The sequence below is a fragment of the Streptomyces sp. NPDC006309 genome (assembly GCF_040613095.1).
Taxonomy (GTDB): domain Bacteria; phylum Actinomycetota; class Actinomycetes; order Streptomycetales; family Streptomycetaceae; genus Streptomyces.
This window is the reverse complement of sequence record NZ_JBEXRO010000020.1, coordinates 121,613-145,923: the sequence shown is the minus strand read 5'-3', so window position 1 is coordinate 145,923 and position 24,311 is coordinate 121,613. Positions and strand designations below refer to the sequence as shown.

Genomic DNA, 24,311 nt, shown 5'->3' with positions numbered 1-24,311 from the left:
GCCGGATCAGCTCCCGCTTCCGTACGCCGCCGCCGCGTCCTTCTCCAGCCGCGCCTGGGCGCCCGCGACGTCGGCCGGGTTCTTCAGGAAGTCCTGGAGGTCCTTCCACTCGCCCTTGCCGGGGGTGCCGCCGAAGGCCTGCGGGGCCTGGTCGGACATGTCGAAGCGGAAGTCGTCACCGGACGCGATCAGCGCCTTGGCGATCTTCTGCTGCACCGGGTTCGGGTACGCCGACACCGGCACGTTCTTGTTCGGGGAGAGGTAACCGCCGAGCTTCGCCTGGATCGTGGCCGCGTCCGGCGAGGCGAGGAAGGTGGCCAGGGCCTGCGCCGCCTTGGAGTCCTTCAGGATCACCGCCGCGTCGCCGCCGGAGACCACGGGCGCCGTGGAGCCGACGGCCGGGAACGGGAACACCTTCGCGTCCGTGCCCACCTTCGCCTTGGTCTCACCGATGTTGACCTGCACGAAGTCACCCTCGTAGACCATCGCCGACTTCGGCTGGTCACCGCCGGTGAACGTCTGGGTGACCGACTGGGGGAACTCCGTCTGGAGCGCGCCGCCCTGGCCGCCCGCCAGGTAGTCCTTCTTGCCCCAGATCTGGGCCAGGGTGGTCAGCGCCCGCTTCACGGACGGATCCGTCCACTTGATCTTGTGCTGGGCGAGCTGGTCGTACTTCTCCGGGCCCGCCTGGGACAGATAGACGTTCTCGAACCAGTCGGTCAGCGGCCAGCCGTCCGCGCCCGCCACCGAGAAGGGCGTGACCCCCGAGTCGTACACCGCCCGCGAGGCGGTCAGCAGGTCCTGCCAGGTCTTGGGCTCCTTGGCGCCCGCGTTGCCGAAAGCGGTGGCGTTGTACCAGATCAGCGACTTGTTGGCGGCCTTGTAGTAGACGCCGTACGGCTTGCCGCCGACCGAGCCGGTGTCCTGCCAGCCCTGCGAGTAGTTCTTCCGCAGCTCCTGCACGGCCTCCGCTCCCAGCGGCTTGGCCCAGCCCTTCTGCACGGCCTGCCTGATCGCACCGGGCTGCGGCAGCATCGCCACGTCCGGCGGCTGACCGCCCGCGATCTTGGAACCGAGGAAGTTGATGATCGGGTCCTGCGCGGGCACGAAGGTCACCTTCGCGCCCGTCCGCTTCTCGAACTCGGCCAGGACCCGCTTGAAGTTCTTCTGCTCCTGGCCGGTCCAGACGGCGGCGATCTCCAGATTCGCGCCGTCCAGCTTCGGCAGGGTGACGGTGGAACCGGTGGCCGAGCCGGTCTTCTCTCCGCTGCCCTTCTTGTCGTTGCCACCGCTGGAACAGGCGGTGAGCGCCAGGGCTCCCGCGAGCAGTGCGGCGAGCGCGGTGGCGGGCCTGTGGATCCGGACGGTGCTGCTCTTGCTGCGCATCAATGCCCCGTTCGTCGTTCTCCGTTGAACGTCGGTGTCCAGGAACGGCTCTTGAACGTCATAAGACTGTCCCGTGCGCTCCGGTGTACGCCGGGCCGCTCCGGGCGGGCAAGAGCGCCTGCCCGGTCGACCCGCTCATCGTGACCCGCTCGTGACCAGGGACGTATGCGCCACGCTTCCGGCTACAGCAGCGAGGGCACCTCCGCCGCCCCCACCTCCCGGGCCGCCCGCTCCACCGCGCTCGCCAGCAGGGCCAGGTCTGTCGGGCCGTTGCCCAGCTCCCGCACCGGACGGCGGGCCGGCGGATCGCCCATGCGCTGCCAGTCCAGCGGGACGACCGTCGGCCGCTGCGTCGCCGTCCGCGGGATACGGCCCGTCACCCGGCCGCCCTGGAAGCCGACGGCCCGCCCGTCCGCGTACACCGCCGTGCCCCGTCCCGGCGCCGGCTGCTCCGGCCCCGCCTGCGGCGCGTCCAGCGTGACCCGCAGGGCCGCCCGGCGCGCCGGTTCCGACTCCGCGGTACGGCCACCGGTGCCGGCCGCCGCCACCAGGTGCACGCCGAGCCGCTCGCCCTCCCGGACCACCGCCTCCAGCGCCCGCATCACCGACCCGGCGGCGGGCCGGCCCGGCGAACCGAGCGGGGGAGCCACCAGCGCGTCCAGGTCGTCCACGACCACCACCAGCCGGGGCAGCGCCACCGACTCGGCCCGCCGCCGCGCCGCCGCGCCGGGCCGCAGCCGCAGTGTGGAGCTGGAGGCGCTCTCGATGTCTCCGGCGGCCGGACCCCGCTGCGCGGCGGCGGACGCCCGGTGCGCGGCGGCGTCCTGGTGGGCCGACGCGCGCGGTGCGGCGTCCGCGCGGACCGGCGCCCGCTGGGCGACCAGCCGGTCCGACACCTCCCGGCCCGTGTGCCACTGGGCGAAGTCCGTACGGCCCAGCAGCTCCGCCCGCCGCTTCAGCTCGGCGGCCAGCGCCTGCGCGAACTCCCGCATGCGCACGGGGTCGTTGGCGATGAGGTGCGTGGTGACGTGCGGTATGTCGGTGCAGGGCCGCAGGCCCTCGCCGCGCCCCGCGCCGGTGCCGACCCCGTCCCGGCCGTCGAGCAGGACCACCGCCAGCCGGTCCGGCCGCTCGGCGGCGGCCAGCGAGGCCACCACGGCCCGCAGCAGCTCGGTACGGCCGCTGCCGTCCGGTCCCTCGATCAGCAGGTGCGGCCCGTCGGCCACCAGGTCCGCACCGACCGGCCCGTGCGGCCCGGCGCCCAGCACCGCCCGCGCCCGCCCGCCCGGCGAACCGGTGTCGTCGGCCGCGTCCGCCCAGCGCGCCATCAGGGACGCCGGGGTGGCCCGGGCCAGCCCCAGCTCGTCCAGCAGCCGGGCCGACTGCGGCAGCGGTACGGCCACGCGCGCCTGCCCTTCACCGGCCGGCCCGTCCGGCCGCAGCGGCGCCAGCGCCCGCGCGAACCGCTCCGCCCAGGCGGCGGAGACGGCGTCGACCCTGGCGAGCGTGCCCGGGCCGACGGGTCCGCTCGGCGCGACCCGCAGCAGATGCAGCGCGGCGGCGACGTCCCCGCCCAGCAGGGCCACGGCACCGCAGTGCCGGAAGGCCGGCGTCACCGCGCAGGCGGCCTCGTAGGTGCTGGTCACCGGGGAGGCGGGCGAGGCGGGCTCGGTCTCGGCGAGACACACCACGTGTATCCCGGCCCGCGGCCCGGCCACGGCCAGCCGCGCGAGGGCGTCCCGCAGTGCCGAACCGCCGGGATCACCGTCCACCACGACGACGGTGTACGGCCCCGGGAACCCACCGACGCCGGTCGGCCCGGCCCCGTCCTGGGCCCAGGACGGACGACGGGCGCCGGTGCCCTGGGACGCGGGGGCGGGAGTACGGGGGGAAGCGGCAGGCGCGGTCCCCGTGGGCGGTATGGACATGCCGTGCGGGTCGCCGGGCGGGCCGTACGGCATGGTCCCTCCCGGGGTGCCGGACGCCGCGGCGGCCGTGGGGCGCGCGGGGCCGGGGTGGGCGGCGGTCCGGCCCGACGCCGCGTGGTCCTCCACCCGGCGCAGCAGCTCCTCCGCGCGGGCCGCCGCCTGCTCACGGTCGTAGGCCAGCAGCAGGCGGCAGTCCTGCCCGTGGCCCGGCCGGACATGCGGGAGCCAGCCCAGCCAGGCCCACTCGGCCGTACGGTCCGCCACCGGACGGGACCGGTCGGCGCTGATCAGCACGATCTCCAGCAGATCGGGGGAGTGCAGGGCGGCGAGCTGGGCCAGCACCGCGCGGGCCAGGCCGGACAGCCGGGGGCGGGGACCGGCCAGCCCGAGCGCCCCCGCCTCACGCAGGGCGGCGGTCACCGGCACCGCGGGCAGCAGGCCCGAGCCGTCGGGCGCCCTCCGGTCTGCCGTGCCGAGCCGCACGGTCAGCGCCTCGGGGTGACCCGGCCCGCGCTCCCACAGCCGGGGGCCCGGGCCGAGCGCGGTCAGCAGCAGGGCGGCCGGGTCCGGCCACGCCTCCGGCCGCTGCGGGACACCGGCCGGCTCGGCCTCACCCGGTCCGGCGGCCGTACCGGCGTACGTCTCACCACCGTCCGGCTGCTCCGCGCGCCCACCGGCCAGGCGACGCGCCCAGGCACCGAGACCGCGCCGCCGGCCGGCCGGCGCGGCCGTACCGCCGTACGGGGCGCCGTCCGGGCCACCGGGCCCGCCGACCCCGAACCGCCCGGCGTGGGTGTCCCCACCGTCCCCGCCCGGACGCCCCCCGCGAGTCCCGGTCCCGGCCGGCTCCCCGCCCCCGTAGCCGTGATACGCGTCACCGGCCGCGGAACCCCCCGCACCGCCCGGATCCCCCGACGCCCCGACACCGCCTCCACCGACCGAGCCCGCCGCGGACGACACGCCTGCACCGGGCCCACCAGCACCCGAGAAAGCCGACGCCACCGCACCGGTCCCGCCGCCCGAAGGCGACGTGCCCGCACCGGTCCCGCCGACTCCGCCACCACCCGAAGGCGAGGCCCCGGCACCGGCACCCGCGCCGAACGAGGGCGAGCTGCCCGCACCGGACCCCCCGGCCCGCACAGCCGAACCCGCCCCCGCCGACGGGGAGGGCCCCCCGAAGCCACCCGCGGCAGCGCCCGGACCCGCACCCGCCGACGGCGAGAACCCCCCACCAGGGCCACCCGCATCCGACAACGCTTCCCGCACGGATGGTGCGGGGGGTGCCGCTGGGGACACGGGCCCCAGTCGCGACGCGCCCGCACCCGTACCCGCCGACGGCGAGACACTCCCATCGCCCCCACCGGCACCACCCGCGGCCCCCCCGCCCACGGCGACCCGCACGCACCCCTCCCCGTCAGGCACCGCAGGAACCCGCGCCGCGGGAACCGGCCCCGCCGTTCCGCCCGACGCAGCGAGCCGCAACGCGGACTCCCCGATCCGCAGCAACCCCCCGGCAGGGACCCGCACCGGCTGTTCCCCCACCCGGACCCCGTCGAGCGACGTACCGTTCGTGGAACCGAGGTCGGCGACCGAGACGCGGCCGTCCGCGCCTACGGTGACCGCGCAGTGCAGGCGGGAGACGTCGGGGTCGTCCAGCGGCACGTCCGCCTCGGCGGAGCGGCCGACGGTGATCCGGCCGCCGTGCAGCAGATGGACCCCGCCCGCGTCGGGTCCGGCGACCACGTGCAGCTGGGTGGGGGCGTCGGCCGGCTCGGGATGCGGATCGGGGACGGCCGGCGCGCCGAGGGACAGCACGGCGCCGTCGACCAGCGGGGGCTCGCCGAGGGTGGCGCGGCGCGGGTCCAGCCGCTCGGTGCCCGCGTAGAGGACGACGGCGGCGCTGCCGCCGTCGCGGCCCGCGCCGGGGCCGTTCTCGCCGGTGACCGCCCCGGCCAGCGCCGAGGCGACCGCGGCCAGCTCCGTGCCCACGGGCGCCGTGACCAGCACGTCACGGCTCGCGGCGCGGCCCCGCTGCGGGGAAGGGCCCAGCGGATCTACGACGGTCAGCCGGATCTGCATCGGCGTCAGCGGTCCCTTCTGCGCGGGTCTGCGCGGGCGCGGACTTCCCCCACCCCACACGAGCACGTCGGCCAGTAACTGCTGGACGCATCCTCGCACCTGCCGCTGACAACGCGCCCCGGACCCGGTGACAAGTGATCTTGATTGGTCGGCTCTGCCCCCAAAAGTGCCTGACCGGTGTCCCGCCCGTGATCAGTTGAGATCGGTCACGTCCACCTCTGGCAACCACCGGACCGGACCCAGCGTCTTTCCTTCGAACATGCCCGGGAACGCGTACGTAGTGCCTTGGAGGGCCGCACTACAGTGGTCCGGGACACCGGAACGCAGGCGAGCGAGAGCGAGCCACAGCAATCAGCAGGGAGCGCGTGACGTGCGGCCAGTCGGCAGCAAGTACCTGCTTGAGGAGCCGCTGGGACGCGGCGCCACAGGCACCGTCTGGCGTGCCCGCCAGCGCGAGACCGCGGGCGCCGAGGCGGCCGTGCCCGGCCAGCCCGGCGAGACCGTCGCGATCAAGGTCCTCAAGGAGGAGCTGGCGAGCGACCCGGACATCGTGATGCGCTTCCTGCGTGAGCGCTCCGTCCTGCTCCGGCTCACCCACCCGAACATCGTCCGGGTGCGTGACCTGGTCGTCGAGGGCGACCTGCTGGCCCTCGTCATGGACCTCGTCGACGGCCCCGACCTGCACCGCTACCTGCGCGAGAACGGCCCCTTCACGCCGGTCGCCGCCGCGCTGCTGACCGCGCAGATCGCCGACGCGCTCGCCGCGAGCCACGCCGACGGGGTCGTCCACCGCGATCTGAAGCCCGCGAACGTCCTGCTCAAGCAGTACGACGGGCAGATGCACCCGATGCTGACGGACTTCGGCATCGCCCGCCTCGCCGACTCCCCGGGCCTGACCCGTACCCATGAGTTCGTCGGCACGCCCGCGTACGTGGCGCCGGAGTCCGCCGAGGGCCGCCCGCAGACCTCGGCCGTCGATGTCTACGGCGCCGGCATCCTGCTGTACGAGCTGGTCACCGGCCGTCCGCCGTTCGGCGGCGGCACCGCGCTGGAGGTGCTGCACCAGCATCTGAGCGCCGAGCCGCGCCGCCCGTCCACCGTGCCCGACCCGCTGTGGACGGTGATCGAGCGCTGCCTGCGCAAGAACCCCGACGAGCGGCCCAGCGCGGAGAACCTCGCGCGCGGGCTGCGGGTCGTCTCCGAGGGCGTCGGCGTGCACGCGAACGCCGCGCAGATCGCCGCCGCCGAGGGTGTCGGCGCGCTGCTGGCCCCCGACCCGGCGCCGGCCGCCGTCCCGGGGGTGCCCGGCGCCTTTGACGCCACCCAGGTCCTGCCGGCGAACGGGCCGCAGGGGGCGTACGACCCGAACGGCGCGACCAGCGTGCTGCCCCACACCGGCGGCCCGGCGGGCGCCGCCGACCCCACCGCCGTGCTGCCGAGCACCGGCGCCGCGGACCCGACGGCCGTCCTGCCGCCCGTCCCGCCGGGCCGGCAGGGCCAGTACGGCGGGCAGGACCCGTACGGTCAGCCAGATCAGCAGGGGCAGCCCGAGCAGCCGCATCCGTGGCAGACGCAGCTGCGGGCCGCCCGCGACCGCAACGACCAGACTCAGATCCAGTACCTCGGCCCGGACGAGGACCCGCTGCGCCGCCGCCCCCAGCGGCAGGTGGCCCGGCCCCAGCAGCAGCCGCGCCCGGCCCCGCAGGCCCGCCCGCAGCAGCCGCAGCCGCGCGGCCGGCAGCGCGGACAGGGCGGGCAGGGCGCCGGGTACGGCTACCCGCAGCAGCAGCCCCAGCGGTACGCCACGCCGCAGCCCCAGCAGTACGCACCGCCGGCCCGGCCCGAGCCGCAGCGGCCCCCGCGGGAGCCCCGGGCGCCGCGGCAGCGCGGTGCCAACCCGATGAAGATCCCCGGGCTCGGCTGCCTGAAGGGCTGCCTGTTCACGATCGTCATCCTGGTGGTGGCGAGCTGGCTGGTGTGGGAGCTGACCCCCCTGCACACCTGGATCGGCCAGGGCAAGGGGTACTGGCATCAGCTGAGCGACTGGATCGGCACGGCGAGCGGCTGGGTGAAGGACCTGAGCGGCTCGTCCGGCAGCGGAAACTGATCGCCGGTCTGGAGATTTGTCGACACCTGCCGGGTGATTTCCGTCTCCGCGGTGAAGGTTGGCTCGCCGGACGCGTAGTTTTAACGACAACACGCGTCTGTAGGAGCAGTCTTGGCACGGAAGATCGGCAGCCGGTACACCGCCCACCAGATCCTGGGTCGGGGCAGCGCCGGCACGGTGTGGCTGGGCGAGGGACCGGAAGGCCCCGTCGCCGTCAAGCTGCTGCGTGAGGACCTCGCCTCCGACCAGGAGCTCGTCGGACGCTTCGTCCAGGAGCGGACCGCGCTGCTCGGCCTGGAACACCCGCACATCGTCACCGTGCGGGACCTCGTGGTCGACGGCAACGACCTGGCCCTGGTCATGGACCTCGTGCGCGGCACCGACCTGCGCACCCGCCTGGAGCGGGAGCGGCGGCTCGCCCCCGAGGCGGCCGTGGCGATCGTCGCGGACGTCGCCGACGCCCTGGCGGCGGCCCACGCGGCCGGGATCGTCCACCGGGACGTCAAGCCGGAGAACGTCCTGCTCGACATGCAGGGCCCACTGGGGCCGGGCGGTGCTCACCCCGCCCTGCTCACCGACTTCGGCGTCGCCAAGCTGATCGACTCGCCGAAGCGGACCCGCGCCACGAAGATCATCGGTACGCCGGACTACCTCGCCCCCGAGATCGTCGAGGGCCTGCCGCCCCGGGCCGCCGTGGACATCTACGCCCTGGCGACCGTCCTGTACGAGCTGCTGGCCGGCTTCACGCCCTTCGGCGGCGGACACCCGGGCGCGGTCCTGCGGCGGCACGTCACCGAGACCGTCGTACCCCTGCCCGGCATCCCCGAGGAGCTGTGGCAGCTGCTCGTGCAGTGCCTGGCCAAGGCGCCCGCCTCCCGGCTGCGCGCCTCGGAGCTGGCGGCCCGGCTGCGCGAGCAGCTGCCGACGCTGGCCGGGATACCGCCGCTGGACGTGGACGAGCCGGATCCGGCCGAGGAGGAGGCGGCGGAGCCGGTGCCGGCGTCCCCGGGCGCGCCCGAGCCGGTGCGGCGCAAGGGCGCCGTGCCCCTGGTTCCCGGTGCCAGGCCGGACTCCAACCGCGACACGCACACCTCGATGCGGGTGCCCGCGCCGGACGAGCTGGCCGGCGGGGCCCACGGGACCGCGCGCGTCCCCAGGGCCGCCGGCGCGCCCCGGCCGGGTTCCGCACGGCACCGCGCCGCCGTGCGCCGGCGCCGGATCACGCTGGGCGTGGCCGGAGCGGTCCTGGCGGCGGTCGCGGGCGCCGGCGTGTGGCTGGCCTCGGCCGACGGGGACGACCCGCAGCCCAAGCCCTCCCACAGCACGTCGGCCCCCTGACCGGCCGGGGTCCCGCGAGCGGACCCCCACGCGCTCCGTCCCGCCCGTCTCCCGCCCCGGCCGGGGCGGGAGACGGGCGGGACCGCTTGCCGCAGCCGTTACGCTGGAGGCGTGGCAGTCGTCGATGTATCCGAAGAGCTGAAGTCCCTCTCCTCGACCATGGAGTCGATCGAGGCCGTCCTGGACCTCGATACGATGAGGGCACAAATCGCCGTGCTCGAGGAGCAGGCGGCGGCCCCGTCCCTGTGGGACAACCCGGACGAGGCGCAGAAGGTCACCAGCAAGCTCTCCCACCTCCAGGCGGAGGTGAGGAAGGCGGAGGCGCTGCGCGGCCGGATCGACGACCTCGCGGTCCTCTTCGAGATGGCCGAGGAGGAGGACGACCCGGACACCCGGGCCGAGGCCGAGTCCGAGCTGACCTCGGTGCGCAAGGCGCTGGACGAGATGGAGGTCCGTACCCTCCTGTCCGGCGAGTACGACGCCCGCGAGGCGCTCGTCAACATCCGTGCCGAGGCCGGTGGCGTCGACGCCGCCGACTTCGCCGAGAAGCTCCAGCGCATGTACCTGCGCTGGGCCGAGCAGCGCGGCTACAAGACCGAGATCTACGAGACGTCGTACGCGGAGGAGGCCGGCATCAAGTCGACCACCTTCGCCGTGCAGGCGCCGTACGCCTACGGCACGCTCTCCGTCGAGCAGGGCACGCACCGCCTCGTGCGCATCTCGCCGTACGACAACCAGGGCCGACGCCAGACCTCCTTCGCGGGCGTCGAGATCCTTCCGGTGGTCGAGCAGACCGACCACATCGAGATCGACGAGTCCGAACTGCGGGTGGACGTCTACCGCTCCTCCGGCCCCGGCGGCCAGGGCGTGAACACCACCGACTCCGCGGTGCGGCTCACCCACCTGCCCACCGGCATCGTGGTCTCCTGCCAGAACGAGCGGTCGCAGATCCAGAACAAGGCGACCGCGATGAACGTCCTCCAGGCCAAGCTGCTGGAGCGGCGCCGCCAGGAGGAGCAGGAGAAGATGAACGCCCTCAAGGGCGACGGCGGCAACTCCTGGGGCAACCAGATGCGTTCGTACGTGCTGCACCCGTACCAGATGGTCAAGGACCTGCGCACCGAGCACGAGGTGGGCAACCCTGAGGCCGTGTTCAACGGTGAGATCGACGGCTTCCTGGAGGCCGGCATTCGCTGGCGCAAGCAGCAGGAGAAGTAAGTTAATCGACATGACAACTGCCGCCTCCGGGGCGGCAGTTGTCTTTTGTCTGGGTTTTACATCACAGTCACAGGCGCCATCTCCCCGCAAACGCCGCCCGGTTGGACATTGCGCCCGCAACGGCCTTGACGTTGCTTTGAAAAATCGGAAGGGTGAGCCGCGGCATGCGTACAGTCTGGGGCGCATGTGAACCGGGGGAATGAGTTGACGCGGTCTTCGTCACCGGCTGCCCCCGTCGATCACGGCCTGCCCCGCACGCCGCCTCACTGACGATCAGCTACTGGGGGTAGCAACCACATGACGAAGAAGACGCGGATCCGGGTCGCGCGGATAGCCGCCGGCGCCGTGATCGCGGCCGGTGCGTCGCTGACCGCCGCCGGCGCGGCGTCCGCTCTGGACCTCGATGTCCAGGCGGGCCCGATCAGCCTGGGCGTGAGCGGCGTCGGCGCCACCGACGGCGGTACGACCGACGGCGGGACCGACGGCGGGACCGACGGCGGCTGCCCGATCGGCATCTGCACCGACGGCGGCACGACCGACGGCGGGACCACCGACGGCGGCACCGTCACCACCGGCGGGACCACCGACGGCGGTACGACCGACGGCGGCACGGTCACCATCGGGGGGACCACCGACGGCGGCACGACCGACGGCGGCACGACCGATGGCGGCACCGTCACCACCGGCGGTACGACCGACGGTGGCAGCACCGACGGCGGTTCGACCGACGGCGGCACGGTCACCACCGGTGGCTCGACCACCGGCGGTTCGACCGCGGGCGGTTCGACCGACGGCGGTTCGACCACCGGCGGTTCGACCACCGGCGGTTCGACCACCGGCGGTTCGACCACCGGCGGTTCGACCGACGGCGGCTCCACCGGTACCGACGGCGGCAACGGCAACGGCGGTTCCGGCACCAGTGGCGGTTCCGGCACCTCCGGCGGCGACAGCGGCACCTCCGGCGGCTCGGGCAGCACGGGCGGCTCCGGCAGCACCGGCGGCTCCGGTGACGGCGGGAGCGGCACCGGCGGCAACCACACCATCCCCGACGGCGGCAACCACGACGTCCCGCAGGACGAGGGCTCCGCGACCCTCACCGACACCGGCTCCGACACCACGGTCCAGGGTGGTGACAAGCAGCTCGCCGAGACCGGTGCCGGTCAGACCGCGTTCCTGCTCGTCGGCGCCGCGACGATGATCGCCGGCGGTATCGGCTTCCGCGTCCTGCCGCGTCTGGCGAGCGGACGGGGCGGCGCCACCGCCTGACCGTAGCCACGCGGTCACCCACCGCACGCACGGGCACGCACGTAAGGGCCCGGAGCCAGGCGCTCCGGGCCCTTACGACGCTTCCGCGTCCTCCGGCGTCTCCCACCGCGTCCGCGCCCCCGCCGGGCGCTCCCGCCGGCTTCCTAGGCGGTCTGGTGCGCCAGCAGCGCCAACGCTGCGATCAGCACCGCCAGCAGCGCGATCAGCGCCATCGGGTTCAGCCCCGCGAAGAAGCCCTCCTGCTGGAGACGCTCGCGGTTGGCACGGCACACCGGGCACCGGCCCTCGCTCACGGGCGCCGCACAATTCGCGCACACCAACCGGTCGTACGTCATGCGCTCGCCCTCCTTGCACCGGCCATCACATGTACAACGCTCACGGGAACGGATACGTTCCCCTTCGTTCCCCATCCACTGTGCCAGGTTCCCGCGCCGCGTGCGCGGGGCCCCGGGAAGCAGGCGCGGGGAGGGGGCGCGGGCGGGCAGCCGGTACAAAAACGTACATCTCTTGCCCAACCTCAGCCTGCGACTGCACTTGCACACCGGGTTCGCGTATGGTCACGCTCATCTACCCCCGGCGACCCGTGGTGCATCCGTGATCCGATTCGACAACGTCTCCAAGGTCTACCCCAAGCAGACCCACCCCGCACTCAGGGATGTCTCCCTGGAGGTGGAGAAGGGTGAGTTCGTCTTCCTCGTGGGGTCCTCCGGCTCCGGGAAGTCGACCTTCCTGCGGCTCGTCCTGCGCGAGGAGCGGTGCAGCCACGGCCAGGTGCACGTGCTGGGCAAGGACCTCGCGCGCCTGTCCAACTGGAAGGTGCCGCAGATGCGCCGCCAGCTGGGCACGGTCTTCCAGGACTTCCGGCTGCTGCCCAACAAGACGGTCGCGGAGAACGTGGCCTTCGCGCAGGAGGTCATCGGCAAGTCGCGCGGCGAGATCCGCAAATCCGTGCCGCAGGTCCTCGACCTCGTCGGGCTCGGCGGCAAGGAGGACCGCAGACCGGGTGAGCTGTCCGGCGGTGAGCAGCAGCGCGTGGCCATCGCGCGCGCGTTCGTCAACCGGCCGAAGCTGCTGATCGCCGACGAACCCACCGGCAACCTCGACCCGCAGACCTCCGTCGGCATCATGAAGCTGCTCGACCGGATCAACCGGACGGGCACCACCGTCATCATGGCGACGCACGACCAGAACATCGTGGACCAGATGCGCAAGCGCGTCATCGAGCTGGAGAAGGGCCGCCTCGTCCGCGACCAGGCCCGCGGCGTCTACGGCTACCAGCACTGACCGCCCCCAGTTCCCGAAAGGCCTGAAGAACCCGCCATGCGCGCCCAGTTCGTCCTGTCGGAGATCGGTGTCGGTCTCCGCCGCAACCTGACGATGACCTTCGCCGTCATCGTCTCCGTCGCCCTCTCCCTGGCCCTCTTCGGCGGCTCTCTGCTGATGAGCGACCAGGTCAGCACCATGAAGGGCTACTGGTACGACAAGGTCAACGTCTCGATCTTCCTGTGCAACAAGCACGACGCGGAGAACGACGTGCACTGCGCCAAGGGCGCCGTCACCGAGGACCAGAAGAAGCAGATCCTCGTCGACCTGAAGAAGATGCCCGTCGTCGAGAACGTGACCCACGAGTCGCAGGACGAGGCGTACAAGCACTACAAGGAGCAGTTCGGCAACTCCCCCCTGGCCGGCTCGCTGACGCCGGACCAGATGCAGGAGTCGTACCGGATCAAGCTCAAGGACCCGCAGAAGTACCAGGTGATCGCCACCGCGTTCAACGGGCGGGACGGCGTGCAGTCGGTGCAGGACCAGAAGGGCATCCTGGACAACCTCTTCCAGCTGCTCAACCTGATGAACCGCGGCGCGCTCGGGGTGATGGCGATGATGCTGATCGTCGCCCTGCTGCTGATCGTCAACACCGTGCGTGTCTCCGCGTTCAGCCGTCGGCGCGAGACCGGCATCATGCGCCTGGTCGGCGCCTCGGGCTTCTACATCCAGGCGCCCTTCATCGCCGAGGCCGCGGTCGCCGGCCTCATCGGCGGCGGCCTCGCCTGTGTGGGCCTCGTGGTCGGCCGGTACTTCACCATCGACCACGGCATGGACCTGTCCCACAAGCTCACGCTCATCAACTTCGTCGGCTGGGACGCGGTGTTGACCAAGCTGCCGCTGATCCTCGCGACCAGCGTGCTGATGCCGTCACTTGCGGCGTTCTTCGCCCTGCGCAAGTACCTGAAGGTGTGACGCATGCCAAGAAGGGCCGTACGGGCATCCGCCCGTACGGCCCTTCGCGTTGTCCTAGACTCACCGCCATGTCAGGCCGTGACCCGTTCTGTCAGCCCCGCCGCAGGCGCCTCGGGGCCGCCCTGGCATTGGTCTTCACCGGCGTACTGGCGGCCGGTGCCGTCACCGGCTCCTTCCCGGAGCCCGGTCCCGCGCACCGGCCCGCCGCCGGGCCGGCGGCCCCGGCCACCCGGCACGAGGCCGTCCAGCGGGCCGCCGCCGAGGCGATGGCCGACGGCAAGTCCCCGATGGAGGCCGCCGAACGCGCCGTGAGCCGCAGCGGGGACCGGTGGGGCGCGGTCTACTCCGAGGGCGAGTACGAGGAGTTCCAGGAGGCCCTCGACGGCCGCTACACCGGTGTCGGGCTGTCGGCGCGGCGGGAGCCCGACGGCCGGATCGAGGTGACCGGGGTGCAGCCCGGCTCGCCCGCCTCCGACGCCGGGATCCGCGCCGGCGACCGGCTGCGCAGCGTCGACGGCAGTGAGGTCGACGGGCGGCCGGTCACCGAGGTGGTCTCGATGCTGCGCGGGGACGCCCCGGCCGCGCACGCCCAGGACGCCGCGGCCGGTACGACGGTCAGGCTGGGCCTCCAGCGGGGCACGCGCGCGTGGACCGAGTCCCTGCACCGGGCCCGGCTGTCCACCCGCTCCGTGACCGCGCGCCGGCTGCCCGGCGGGGTCACCGTCGTCAGGATCGCCGCGTTCACCAAGGGCTCCGCCGACGCGGTCCGTGAGGTGCTGCGCGCCGCCCCGGCCGACGGCGGGACCATCCTCGACCTGCGGGGCAACTCCGGCGGCCTGGTCACCGAGGCGGTGGACACCGCCTCCGGTTTCCTGGACGGCGGCCTGGTCGCCACGTACGACGTCGACGGCGTCCAGCGGGCCCTGCACGCCCGCACCGGCGGCGACACCGCCCGGCCTCTGGTCGTCCTCGTCGACGGCGGCACCATGAGCGCGGCCGAGCTGCTCACCGGCGCCCTCCAGGACCGGGGCCGCGCGGTCGTGATCGGCTCCCGCACCTTCGGCAAGGGCTCCGTGCAGATGCCGACCGAGCTGCCCGACGGCTCGGTGGCCGAGCTGACCGTCGGCCACTACCGCACCCCCTCGGGACACGCCGTCGACGGCCGGGGCATCATCCCGGACCTGGAGGCGGGCCCGGAGGCCCTCGGGCGGGCGGAGACGGTCCTCACGGGCCTGGGCGATCCGTCGTAGCGACGCGGGACGGCCCGGGCCGCGTGTAATCGGCTGTACCCACGCCCCCTGTGGGGTGCGAAAATGGGCGGCACTATGAGCAAGGGAATGTACGTACCGAAGGAGTCCCAGCCCAAGCCGGGCGGTGGGGCCGCCAAGGCCAGGGACGGCGAGAAGGGCGGCAAGCGCAGGATCGTCGCCCAGAACAAGAAGGCCCGGCACGACTACGCGATCATCGACACCTTCGAGGCCGGGCTCGTGCTCATGGGCACGGAGGTCAAGTCGCTGCGCGAGGGACGAAGCTCGCTGACCGACGGCTTCGTCCAGGTCGACCGGGGTGAGGCGTGGCTGCACAACGCCCATATCCCCGAGTATCACCAGGGCAGCTGGACCAATCACTCCGCGCGCCGCAAGCGCAAGCTGCTCCTGCACCGTGAGGAGATCGACAAGCTGGAGTCGAAGTCCCAGGAGACGGGACACACGATCGTGCCGCTCGCCATCTACTTCAAGGACGGCCGGGCCAAGGCCGAGATCGCTCTCGCCCGGGGCAAGAAGGAGTACGACAAGCGGCAGACCCTGCGGGAGAAGCAGGACCGGCGGGAGTCGGAGCGGGTGATCGCGGCGGCGAAGCGCAGGCAGCGCGGCGTCTAGCCGGCCGACCGCCGGGAATGGGCTGGCATCGTCGGGCGTTGGTCACGTACGATGGCAGCGCACTCCGCAGAGGGTGCGCGAACCCCCTCCACGGAGGGGATTGAAAAATCCACATGGGGATGATCGGTTTCGACAGCGGCTGTCGAAGCAGGGGAAGCGTGTCGAGGAAGCGGCAATGATCTCGTAAACCATATGTCGCAAAAAATAATCGCCAACACCAAGCGCGATTCCTTCGCCCTCGCTGCCTAAGTAGCGAGGCGTGAAGTGTCAGCCCGGGGCTGTTCCCGACCCGGATCCTGGCATCAGCTAGGGAACTAAACCTTGATCCCGGTCACGGGGTGAAGAGGGAAACCAAACAGTGACTGAGCCCGTCGGAGACTTGTCCGCGTGATCTCCGGGGCCGAGAAAAACGCAGCGGACTGCACACGGAGAAGCCCTGATTCCGCACCGTTGGACGCGGGTTCGATTCCCGCCATCTCCACGATCGGGAGGCCCCCGGGCCTCCCACCTCCCATGTGGGCGAAGGCCCCGCCGCACGCAGCGGCGGGGCCTTCGTCATGTCCGCCCCCGCTCAGGGCGGCGGCGGCTCCTGCCGGCGCCCGTGCCCGCCCTCTTCCCCGTCCCCGACATCGCCCACCCTCTCGTCGAGGAGTCCCGGTCCCGGCAGCTCGCCCTCGACGGTGAGGACGGTCATGAAGTGCGATCCGACGCTGAGCCGCAGCCGGGGGCTGAGTTCCACCGTCACGAGCGACTTGGTCCGCGCCACCACGCCCCGGAACGCCTCCAGCGCGGGCTGGGGCACGACCAGGCGCTCGCCGTGCTGCGGGACGGAGAAGGTCTCGGTCCCGGGCGACAGCCGGCCGCGTGTCCCGCCGGAGCGGTGGGGGGAGCGCAGCGGCCGGCGGACCCCCGGGTACAGGGCCGCGTACAGGCCGGCGAAGGTGTTGAGGTGTCCCAGCCCGGCCGCCGTCAGCCGGCAGACGCAGACGCCGTCGATCTGCCGCTGCTCGACCAGGTGCGGCGGCAGGCGCGTGGCGTCGGCGGCCAGCAGTCTCGCCACCGCCCACAGCCCGCCCTCGGCGCGGGACGCGTACGCCTCCGCGTTGAACAGGTCCACGAGCAACTGCCAGTACGTGGACGGCTGGGCGTTGCGGTGGAACTGTTCCAGCCGGGGGGCTATGCGGCCCAGCTCCCGGGCGTAGACCTGGGTCCAGCGGGCGAGGGCCAGCTGGGCGCTGGCCTGCCGGTCCCGGTCGGTGTCGAAGTCGGCGATGACCCGTTCCCGTTCCGCCCGCACGTGCGTCTGCCGCAGCTCGCCCAGCTCGTAGGTCAGGACGCGCCGGGTGCGCTGTACGGGCCGGCCGTTGGCCAGCTCGATCAGGTCCGGGTCGTCCGGCGCCGGTCCCTTCCACGGCCCCGGGGCGGGCACGTACCGCTCGGCGAGGGCCTCGATCAGCTCCGCGGCCCGCTCCTGGCGCCGGCGGACCGCCGGGGTGCGGTTGACCGCGCGCTCCAGGGTGGCCCGCGAGATGGCGAACAGGGCCGCCACCTGGTCGAGGAAGCGGGGCCGCCGGCTGGGCACGATGCCCTCGTTCTCGAACCGCCGGTAGTTCTTTGGCGACACCCCGAGCTGCTCCACCACGTCCCGGGCCCGCAGGCCGCAGGCGCGCCGCACGTCGGCGATGTCCCAGGACGCGTGGCGCTGGTGGTTCATCAGCGTGGAGGGGTGGGTGCCCAGCGCCCGGGCGAGGGCGCGCACCCGGGGCGGATCTGGCACTCGGTGCCCGTTCTCGTAGGCGAGGATCTGCGCCTTGGTGGTGCCGACCTCCCGTGCCAGCTCCTCCGCCGTCAGGGCGACCGCGCCGGGACGCGCGTAGATGTTCATGCGGAGCGCGCGCAGCTCCGATGGGCTGAAATCGGCCAGACCCCGTGCCATGAGCGTGCTCATCCTCCTCGGGAGGACCACTTTAGGGGTACCATTTCCGCGCCACGGCCGTTTCACATCGTCAGGCGGCGGGCGCAACTCACCTGGGCCGCTTTGCTTTTAGGCGGCTGAACCGGTGGATGCGCGCGCCGAAATGCGCGAGGTTGGACGACGTCGGCCGCAGGTTGTCACTGTGGTCCACGTAGCTCGGTGGTGAAAGTGGCCCTGGCCCCCACGGTGTACACGCCGTTGGCGGGGGCACAGGGCCGGCGTGTGGGAGCGAGACTCCGAAGGTCCCCTGTTGGCGCAGGGGGCCTTCCGCCGTCAGAAGATGTTTTCCAGCTGGTGTCGCAGCCAGGCACCCAGTGCCTGGAGCGCCAGCCAACCGAAGATCCTCCGGGCGGTCTTCCGGTTGTCACGCCCGCCGCCCTTGGGCGGGTCCTCCACGCGCACACCTCCTCTCGGTCGCGGGGCGATCGGCCCCGATCGGACGAGCCGATCGCGAAGTGCGCCGCGAGAGACGATGTTGGGATGAGCCTACCGGGTCACACGCGCGATACAGGCCCAGTTGTGGGCGCGTCGGACCCCAACTCCCTTCGTAAATGTCAACTTGACGACCAGTTACTTGTCCGGCTGTCCCGCCGGACGGCGGGGTCGCCGGCCGACTCGCCGGTAGGTCTCGTCGGTCGTTCACGGTTGTCGCAGTTCACAGCCGCTACGGGTGGGCCGGGGCGGTCTCACCGGTGGGGGCTGTGACGACAGCGGTTCGGAGTTGCCCGTGTTTCCGGTCGTAGAAGAAAACCGATCTTGTGGGATCGGTCACATTCGTAACGATGCGCTTACTTCAGGTCGCCGACCGTACATCGAGGGCTCAGGTGAGCGTCCGCCGGTCCGGGCCCTGTGGACGGCGCGTGAGCCGGCCCGCCGCGTCCGCGCCCGCGCCGACGAGCAGCGCCAGCGCGGCCGCCGCGGCCGGCACGGCGAAGGCCGTGACGGGGGAGCGGTGTTCCGCCGCCCAGCCGCCCGCGGCCGAACCGCAGGCGACACCGGTGAGCAGCCCGGTGACCATCAGGCTCATGCCCTCGTTGAGGCGGCCGGCCGGGGTGCGCCGCTGCACCAGCGTCATCGCCGTCACCATGGTCGGCGCGGTCGCCATGCCCGCCGGCAGCAGCGCCCCCGCCAGCACCGGCAGCGAACCGGCGAACGCGGCGGCCGACCACGGCAGGACAATCAGCACGGCCATGGCCGCCAGGCACCGGGTCAGCCGCGGCACGGCCGGCTTCCGCGCCCCGTACACCAGCCCCGCCCCGCACGACCCCGCCGCCTGGAGCGCGAGCACGGCACCGGCCGCCGCGCGATGCCCCTGCGCGTCGGCGTACGCGATCGTGACGACCTCCATCGCACCGAACACCGCGCCGGTGGCCGTGAAACAGACCAGCAGCGGCGCGATACCCGGGCTGCGCAGCGGGGACGGCGCCCTGGACCGGCCCATCGGCGGCGGCTCGGTCGCCCGCTGCGCGGTGAACACCAGCATGCCGGCGAGGAGCAGCACCGCCCCGGCGAGCGTGCCCGCCTCCGGGAACAACGTGCCGGCCAGGAAGGAGGCCAGCACCGGGCCGAGCATGAAGCACAGCTCGTCGGCGGCCTGTTCGAAGGAGTTCGCGGTGTGCAGCGCGTCCGGTTCGTCGCGCAGCAGATGGGCCCAGCGGGCGCGGGACAGGCCGCCGATGTTCGGAGTGGCCGCGGTGGCGGCGTAGGCGGCGAACAGGGTCCAGTCGGGGGCGTCGCAGCGGATGCACAGCAGCAGGGCGAGGCTGCCGAGCACGGAGGCGAGCGTGGCCGGCAGTGCGATACGGGCCTGCCCGTACCGGTCGACGAGCCGGGCGAGCCAGGGCCCGGCCAGCCCGGTCGCCGCGAGACCGGTGGCGGTGACGGCGCCGGCGAGGGCGTACGAGCCCCGGGAACCGGCGATCATCACGACCGCGCTCACGCTGAACATGCCCATGGGAAGGCGGGCGAGCAGGTTCCCGGCGGTGAAGGCGCGGGCGCCGGGGAGGGCGAAGAGACGGCGGTAACCGGTGAGCGGCGCGTCCTCCCGGCGTATCCCGCCGCCGGCGGTGGTCTGTTGCGGCATGCCTCCACGGTCGCCCCGGAGCCGATCACCGGTCCAACACCTTCCGGGTGCCGATTCACGCGCCGGCGTTGTAGGTTCCGCCCATGCCCGCCCCCGCTCCCGCAGACCCGCGCCTGCTGCGTTCCTTCGTCGCCGTCGCCGAGGAACTGCACTTCACCCGGGCCGCGGCCCGCCTCTACGTCGCCCAGCAGGCGCTCAGCCGGGACGTACGGCGGCTGGAACGGGAGCTGGGTGCCGAGCTGTTCGTACGGACCACCCGGCAGGTCACGCTGACCGCGGACGGCGAGCGCCTGCTGCCGCTCGCGCGCCGTGTCCTCGCCGCCCAGGACGACCTGCTGGCCGCGTTCGCCCCCGGCCAGGCCCGCCCGCTGCTCGTCGACGTCAACAGTCCCGGCCTGGTCACCGGCCGCCGGGTGCTGCACCGGGCCCGGGAACTCGCCCCCCACTGCGAGCTGATGGCCCGCTACGAGAGCGGTCTCACCGGCGCCGCCGCCGATCTGCTGGCCGGCCGGCTGGATGTGTCCTTCGGCCGGTTCGCGGGACTGGACCCGGCGCTGCGGGCCGGCCTGGAGCAGCAGCCGGTGCGCTACGAGCCGATGGCCGTCGTCCTGCCCGGCGACCACCCGCTGGCCGCGCTGCCCCGGGTGCCGGTGGGCGCGCTGGCCGGGGAGGCGGTCTACGCCGGTGCGGGGAACCCGCGCACCCGGGAGTGGACCGACCTGGCCCGGGAGCTCTTCGAGGGCCGGGGGATCCGGCTCGCCCCGCCCCTTCCGCCGGCCGTCGGCGACGAGGAGTTCGGGCGGATCATGGCCAAGACCCGCGTCCCGGTGCTGGCCGTCCTGGACTTCCCGCCCATGCCCGGCACGGTACGGCGGCCCCTCGTCGGCCCCGTCCCGCTGTCGCCCGTCTCCCTGGTCTGGCGCAGGGGGCTGGCGCATCCCGCGCTGGCCGCGCTGCGCCGGGCGGGGGCCGAGATCGCCCGGGCCGAGGGCTGGCTGCGGCGTCCCGGCGACGGCTGGCTCCCCGCCGCCGACGAGGACGTGATGAACGCCCGCCCCTGACGCGCCCCGCACCCCGCACGCACCTTGGACGGCTCGCGGGCCGCCCTACTCCGGGTGGGCCACCGCCTGCTTCTGGAGCTGGACCGCCGCCAGCAGGCTCAGCTGCGGCTCGGCCCGGCGCAGCGCCTTCAGCGCGGCGATCGAGGCGATGTCGCCGGTGAAACCGGCGTCCGCCAGCCGGGAGCGGACCCAGCGGGCACGCACCTGCCCCTCGGTGGCGTCGGCGGTGGCGGTGACGGCGGCGAGCGCGCGCTCCAGTCCCGGGCGTTCCTCGGCGGGCGCCCCGGCCAGCGCCTCCCGCAGAGCCGCGATGACGATGTCCGAGTCCCGGATGGCCGGCACGAAGTCGTGTTTCCTGTCGAATCCCGCGAATCCCATCATGAGGATCATGGTGCGGGCAACGGGCCGCGCGCCCCAAGCCACTTGAGGAGTTCAGAGCCTGGATCCCGCTCTCCGGCCCCTCGGCCCGCCCGGCACGGGCAACCGCCTAGGAGTCCGCGTACTTCGCGTCCGCCGCCGGGTCCAGTGCCAGGCGGTAGCCCCGCTTCACCACCGTCTGGATCAGTTTCGGCGCGCCCAGGGCCGTGCGCAGGCGGGCCATCGCCGTCTCCACGGCGTGTTCGTCGCGGCCCGTGCCGGGCAGCGCGCGCAGCAGGTCGGCGCGCGAGACCACCCAGCCGGGGCGGCGGGCCAGGGCGCGCAGCAGGGACATGCCGGCCGGGGGTACGGGCCTGAGGCCGCCGTCGACCAGGACCGCGTGGCCGCGGATCTCCACCCGGTGACCGGCCACGGGCAACGCACGGGAACGGGACGGGAGTTCCTGGCACAGCAGCTGGACGAGGGGGCCGAGGCGGAAGCGCTCCGGCTGGACCGTGTCCACTCCGTGGGCCTGGAGGGGGATCGCGGTGACCGGGCCCACACAGGCCGGCAGGACGTCGTGGACCAGGGCCGCCAGCAGCTCGTCCAGCAGGCCGCGGTCCTCCGCGCGGGAGAGGAGGGAGGCCGCGGCCGGGGCGCTGGTGAAGGTCAGGGCGTCCACACCGCGGGTGACGGCCGCGTCCAGGAGGCGGTCCAGGGGGCTGATGTCCTCGGGGGGCATCCAGCGGTACACCGGGACCGGGACCACGTCCGCGCCCGCGGCGCGCAGCGACTCCACGAAGCCGGGCAGCGGCTCCCCGTGCAGCTGCACGGCGACCCGGTGCCCGTCGACGCCCTCCTCCAGGAGGCGGTCGAGCACCTCGGCCAGGGACTCCGAGGAGGGCGACCAGTCCTCCGTGAGACCGGCCGCCCGGATGGCGCCCTTGACCTTGGGGCCGCGGGCCAGCAGCCGTACCCCGCTCAGCCGGCCGAGGAGCTGTTCGCCCAGGCCCCAGCCGTCGGCGGCCTCGACCCAGCCGCGGAAGCCGATCGCGGTGGTGGCCACCACCACGTCCGGCGGGTGGCCGATGATCTCCTTCGTGGCGGCGAGCAGTTCGCCGTCGTCGGCGAGCGGCACGATCCGCAGGGCGGGGGCGTGCACGACGGCGGCGCCGCGCCGCCGGAGCAGGGCGCCCAGCTCGTCGGCGCGGCGCGCGGCGGTGACGCCCACGGTGAACCCGGCGAGGGGACCGTGCTCGGATTGCTGCTCTTCGTCGTCCATGGGGCTCTCCTAGCTGGCCGGCACGCCGACCGAGCCTGTCAACGGTGCGTGACGGGCTCGGTTCGGCTCCATGTCGCCGGTGTTACGTCACACCTCGGCATAGCCGAGCTGGGCCTTCTCCGGTGAAGCCGCTGCCGTCGCCGGGACCTGTCCGCCCGTACGACGAAGGTATACGGCCCAGGTGAGCGCGAAGCAGGCGCCGTAGAAGACGAGGAAGGCGACGAAGGCGCCGGTGCCGGAGCCGGAGGAGAGGAAGGACTGCCGGAAGGCGAGATTGATGCCGACTCCGCCGAGCGCGCCGACCGCGCCGATCAGCCCCATGGAGGCGCCGGACAGCCGCCGGCCCTCGGCGACGGCCGCCTCGCCCTCCAGGCCCCGGGCGAGGGCCTTGGCCTGGAAGATGCCCGGGATCATCTTGTACGTCGACCCGTTCCCGAGGCCGCTGAGCACGAACAGGACGACGAACACGGACACGAACAGCGGCAGCGACTGCCGCATGCTGGCGGCCACGAGGACGGCGGTGGCGGCGGCCATGCCGACGTAGTTCCACAGGGTGATGCGGGCGCCGCCGTACCGGTCGGCGAGCCGGCCGCCGATGGGCCGGACGAGGGAGCCGAGCAGCGGGCCGACGAAGGTCAGGTACGCCGCCTGGAGCGGGGTCCGGCCGAACTGGATCGTCAGCACCTGGCCGAACGCGAAGCTGTAGCCGATGAACGAGCCGAACGTGCCGACGTACAGGAACGCCATGATCCAGGTGTGGGCGTCCTTCGCGGCGTCCCTGGCCGCGCCGGTGTCGTTGCGCACCGACGCCAGGTTGTCCATGAACAGCGCGGCGAGCACGGCGGCCACGACGATCAGCGGGATGTAGATCCCGAGCAGCACACGCGGGCCGCCGCTCGCGCCGATGACGGCGAGCGCCACGAGCTGGATGACGGGCACGCCGATGTTGCCGCCGCCGGCGTTGAGGCCCAGCGCCCAGCCCTTCTTCCGGAGCGGGAAGAAGGCGTTGATGTTGGTCATCGAGGAGGCGAAGTTGCCGCCGCCGATCCCGGTCAGCAGGCCCACCAGGAGGAACGTGGAGAAGGACGTCCCCGGTTCCATCACCCAGAACGCGGCGGTCGTCGGGACGAGCAGCAGAGCGGCCGAGATCACCGTCCAGTTCCGGCCGCCGAAGACGGCGACCGCGAAGGTGTACGGCACGCGGGCGACCGCGCCGACCAGGGTGACCATCGAGGTCAGGAGGAACTTGTCGGCGGGGGTGAGCCCGTACTCGGGCCCCATGAACAGCACCAGCACCGACCACAGGGTCCACACGGAGAACCCGATGTGCTCGCAGAGCACGGAGAACCACAGGTTGCGGCGGGCGATCCGCTCCCCGGTCGCCGCCCAGAATCCCTCGTCCTCCGGATCCCAGCGCTCGATCCAGCGGCCACTGCGACGGGTTGGGACTGGGGCTGTCATCGCGCCTCCACGGTGCTCCGGCTGCTCGGTCTGCCGACCACTGACTGAGCCCGAAGGTAGGGAGGCCGGGTTTCCGGCCTGTGGCTGTGGGTGACCGGAAGGGAACGTTGCTCTCACTCACCCGCCCGGCGACCGGTGAGGCGACCGGCCCGGACGCCCTCAGCCGCGGAGCGCGGCGTCGAGGTCGCGCATGATCTCACCCACGCGACCCCCGCCGGCCGGCGCGCCGGGCAACCGACCGAGCACCACGACGACGGCACCGGGCACCCCCCGCCCCACAGCCCCCCGGCCGACCACGGCAGCGGGCTCCGCGGCGCGGGCGCCGGGGTTGCCGTCCGCGGCCACCGGTTCCGCGGCGCGGTCGTTCGGGCGGTCGGCGGCCACCGGTTCCGCGGCGCGGTCGTTCGGGCGGTCGGCGGCCACCGGTTCCGCGGCGCAGGCGTCCGTGGCCCCCGGTTCCGCTGCGCCGGCGTGTGCGTCCAGGCCGTCTATGGCTGTCAACTCGCCGGCGCCGGCTCCGGCGCGGGTCTTCGAGCCGTCTGTGGCTGCCGGTCCTGCGGCTCCGGCGCGTGCGCCCGGGCGGTCGGCGGCCCTCGCTTCCCCGGCACCGACGCGTGCGTCCGGGACGTCCGCGGCTGCCACCTCTGCCGCG

The 24,311-nt window shown here is 73.5% G+C and carries 18 protein-coding genes, 1 other RNA gene and 1 pseudogene; 10 read left to right on the top strand and 10 right to left on the bottom strand.

Annotated features, from left to right (window positions below; translation table 11 throughout):
- Positions 1-6: 6 nt before the first annotated feature.
- Together ABZ117_RS24535 and ABZ117_RS24530 are read right to left on the bottom strand one after the other, a co-directional pair.
- Complete coding sequence (locus ABZ117_RS24535; RefSeq protein ID WP_356823917.1) at positions 7-1,386, bottom strand: ABC transporter substrate-binding protein; 1,380 nt, start codon at positions 1,384-1,386, stop codon at positions 7-9.
- A gap of 182 nt (positions 1,387-1,568) precedes the next feature.
- Positions 1,569-5,393 (bottom strand): FHA domain-containing protein, encoded by a 3,825-nt coding sequence (locus ABZ117_RS24530; RefSeq protein WP_356823916.1) that lies wholly within the window; start codon positions 5,391-5,393, stop codon positions 1,569-1,571.
- A gap of 370 nt (positions 5,394-5,763) precedes the next feature.
- Between ABZ117_RS24530 and ABZ117_RS24525 the strand changes: the two genes are divergently transcribed.
- From ABZ117_RS24525 to ABZ117_RS24510, 4 genes are all read left to right on the top strand, one after another.
- Positions 5,764-7,500 carry a serine/threonine-protein kinase gene (locus tag ABZ117_RS24525; protein WP_356823915.1) on the top strand — a complete coding sequence of 579 codons (1,737 nt, stop codon included), beginning with the start codon at positions 5,764-5,766 and terminating at the stop codon, positions 7,498-7,500.
- 111 nt (positions 7,501-7,611) lie between these two features.
- Positions 7,612-8,838, top strand: a complete 1,227-nt coding sequence (locus ABZ117_RS24520; protein WP_356823914.1) for a serine/threonine-protein kinase — start codon at positions 7,612-7,614, stop codon at positions 8,836-8,838.
- Positions 8,839-8,949: 111 nt separating this feature from the next.
- Positions 8,950-10,056 (top strand): peptide chain release factor 2, encoded by a 1,107-nt coding sequence (gene prfB, locus ABZ117_RS24515; protein WP_356823913.1) that lies wholly within the window; start codon positions 8,950-8,952, stop codon positions 10,054-10,056.
- A 297-nt stretch (positions 10,057-10,353) separates the two neighbouring features.
- Positions 10,354-11,322 (top strand): hypothetical protein, encoded by a 969-nt coding sequence (locus ABZ117_RS24510; protein ID WP_356823912.1) that lies wholly within the window; start codon positions 10,354-10,356, stop codon positions 11,320-11,322.
- Positions 11,323-11,465: 143 nt separating this feature from the next.
- On the opposite strand, the gene ABZ117_RS24505 is transcribed toward ABZ117_RS24510, so the two are convergent.
- A complete protein-coding gene (locus tag ABZ117_RS24505; protein ID WP_356823911.1) occupies positions 11,466-11,657 on the bottom strand; it encodes a hypothetical protein in 192 nt (63 codons plus the stop codon).
- A gap of 259 nt (positions 11,658-11,916) precedes the next feature.
- On the opposite strand from ABZ117_RS24505, the gene ftsE reads away from it, so the two are divergent.
- The 5 genes from ftsE (at position 11,917) to ssrA (ending at position 15,924) form a co-directional block, all read left to right on the top strand.
- Positions 11,917-12,606 carry a cell division ATP-binding protein FtsE gene (gene ftsE, locus ABZ117_RS24500; protein ID WP_121788490.1) on the top strand — a complete coding sequence of 230 codons (690 nt, stop codon included), beginning with the start codon at positions 11,917-11,919 and terminating at the stop codon, positions 12,604-12,606.
- 36 nt (positions 12,607-12,642) lie between these two features.
- Positions 12,643-13,560 carry a permease-like cell division protein FtsX gene (gene ftsX, locus ABZ117_RS24495; RefSeq protein WP_356823910.1) on the top strand — a complete coding sequence of 306 codons (918 nt, stop codon included), beginning with the start codon at positions 12,643-12,645 and terminating at the stop codon, positions 13,558-13,560.
- Positions 13,561-13,628: 68 nt separating this feature from the next.
- Complete coding sequence (locus ABZ117_RS24490) at positions 13,629-14,810, top strand: S41 family peptidase (protein ID WP_356823909.1); 1,182 nt, start codon at positions 13,629-13,631, stop codon at positions 14,808-14,810.
- 87 nt (positions 14,811-14,897) lie between these two features.
- On the top strand, positions 14,898-15,440 hold the full coding sequence (gene smpB / locus ABZ117_RS24485) for an SsrA-binding protein SmpB (RefSeq protein WP_356823930.1): 543 nt from the start codon (positions 14,898-14,900) through the stop codon (positions 15,438-15,440).
- 115 nt (positions 15,441-15,555) lie between these two features.
- Positions 15,556-15,924: a transfer-messenger RNA gene (gene ssrA, locus ABZ117_RS24480) on the top strand.
- Positions 15,925-16,011: 87 nt separating this feature from the next.
- Here ssrA and ABZ117_RS24475 read toward each other — a convergent pair.
- The 3 genes from ABZ117_RS24475 to ABZ117_RS24465 form a co-directional block, all read right to left on the bottom strand.
- A complete protein-coding gene (locus ABZ117_RS24475) occupies positions 16,012-17,376 on the bottom strand; it encodes a helix-turn-helix transcriptional regulator (protein WP_356823908.1) in 1,365 nt (454 codons plus the stop codon).
- 312 nt (positions 17,377-17,688) lie between these two features.
- On the bottom strand, positions 17,689-17,811 hold the full coding sequence (locus ABZ117_RS24470) for a hypothetical protein (protein ID WP_356823907.1): 123 nt from the start codon (positions 17,809-17,811) through the stop codon (positions 17,689-17,691).
- A gap of 424 nt (positions 17,812-18,235) precedes the next feature.
- Positions 18,236-19,498, bottom strand: coding sequence for an MFS transporter (locus ABZ117_RS24465; RefSeq protein WP_356823906.1), 1,263 nt, complete (start codon positions 19,496-19,498; stop codon positions 18,236-18,238).
- 83 nt (positions 19,499-19,581) lie between these two features.
- Between ABZ117_RS24465 and ABZ117_RS24460 the strand changes: the two genes are divergently transcribed.
- Positions 19,582-20,559, top strand: coding sequence for a LysR family transcriptional regulator (locus ABZ117_RS24460; protein WP_356823905.1), 978 nt, complete (start codon positions 19,582-19,584; stop codon positions 20,557-20,559).
- 45 nt (positions 20,560-20,604) lie between these two features.
- Here ABZ117_RS24460 and ABZ117_RS24455 read toward each other — a convergent pair whose 3' ends face one another.
- The 4 genes and pseudogenes from ABZ117_RS24455 to ABZ117_RS24440 all read right to left on the bottom strand — a co-directional run.
- Complete coding sequence (locus tag ABZ117_RS24455) at positions 20,605-20,940, bottom strand: hypothetical protein (RefSeq protein ID WP_356823904.1); 336 nt, start codon at positions 20,938-20,940, stop codon at positions 20,605-20,607.
- Between the two features lie 106 nt (positions 20,941-21,046).
- On the bottom strand, positions 21,047-22,198 hold the full coding sequence (locus tag ABZ117_RS24450; RefSeq protein ID WP_356823903.1) for a uroporphyrinogen-III synthase: 1,152 nt from the start codon (positions 22,196-22,198) through the stop codon (positions 21,047-21,049).
- A gap of 87 nt (positions 22,199-22,285) precedes the next feature.
- Positions 22,286-23,659, bottom strand: coding sequence for a nitrate/nitrite transporter (locus ABZ117_RS24445; RefSeq protein WP_356823902.1), 1,374 nt, complete (start codon positions 23,657-23,659; stop codon positions 22,286-22,288).
- A gap of 159 nt (positions 23,660-23,818) precedes the next feature.
- Positions 23,819-24,311, bottom strand: a pseudogene (locus ABZ117_RS24440) (hypothetical protein); the annotation flags it as partial.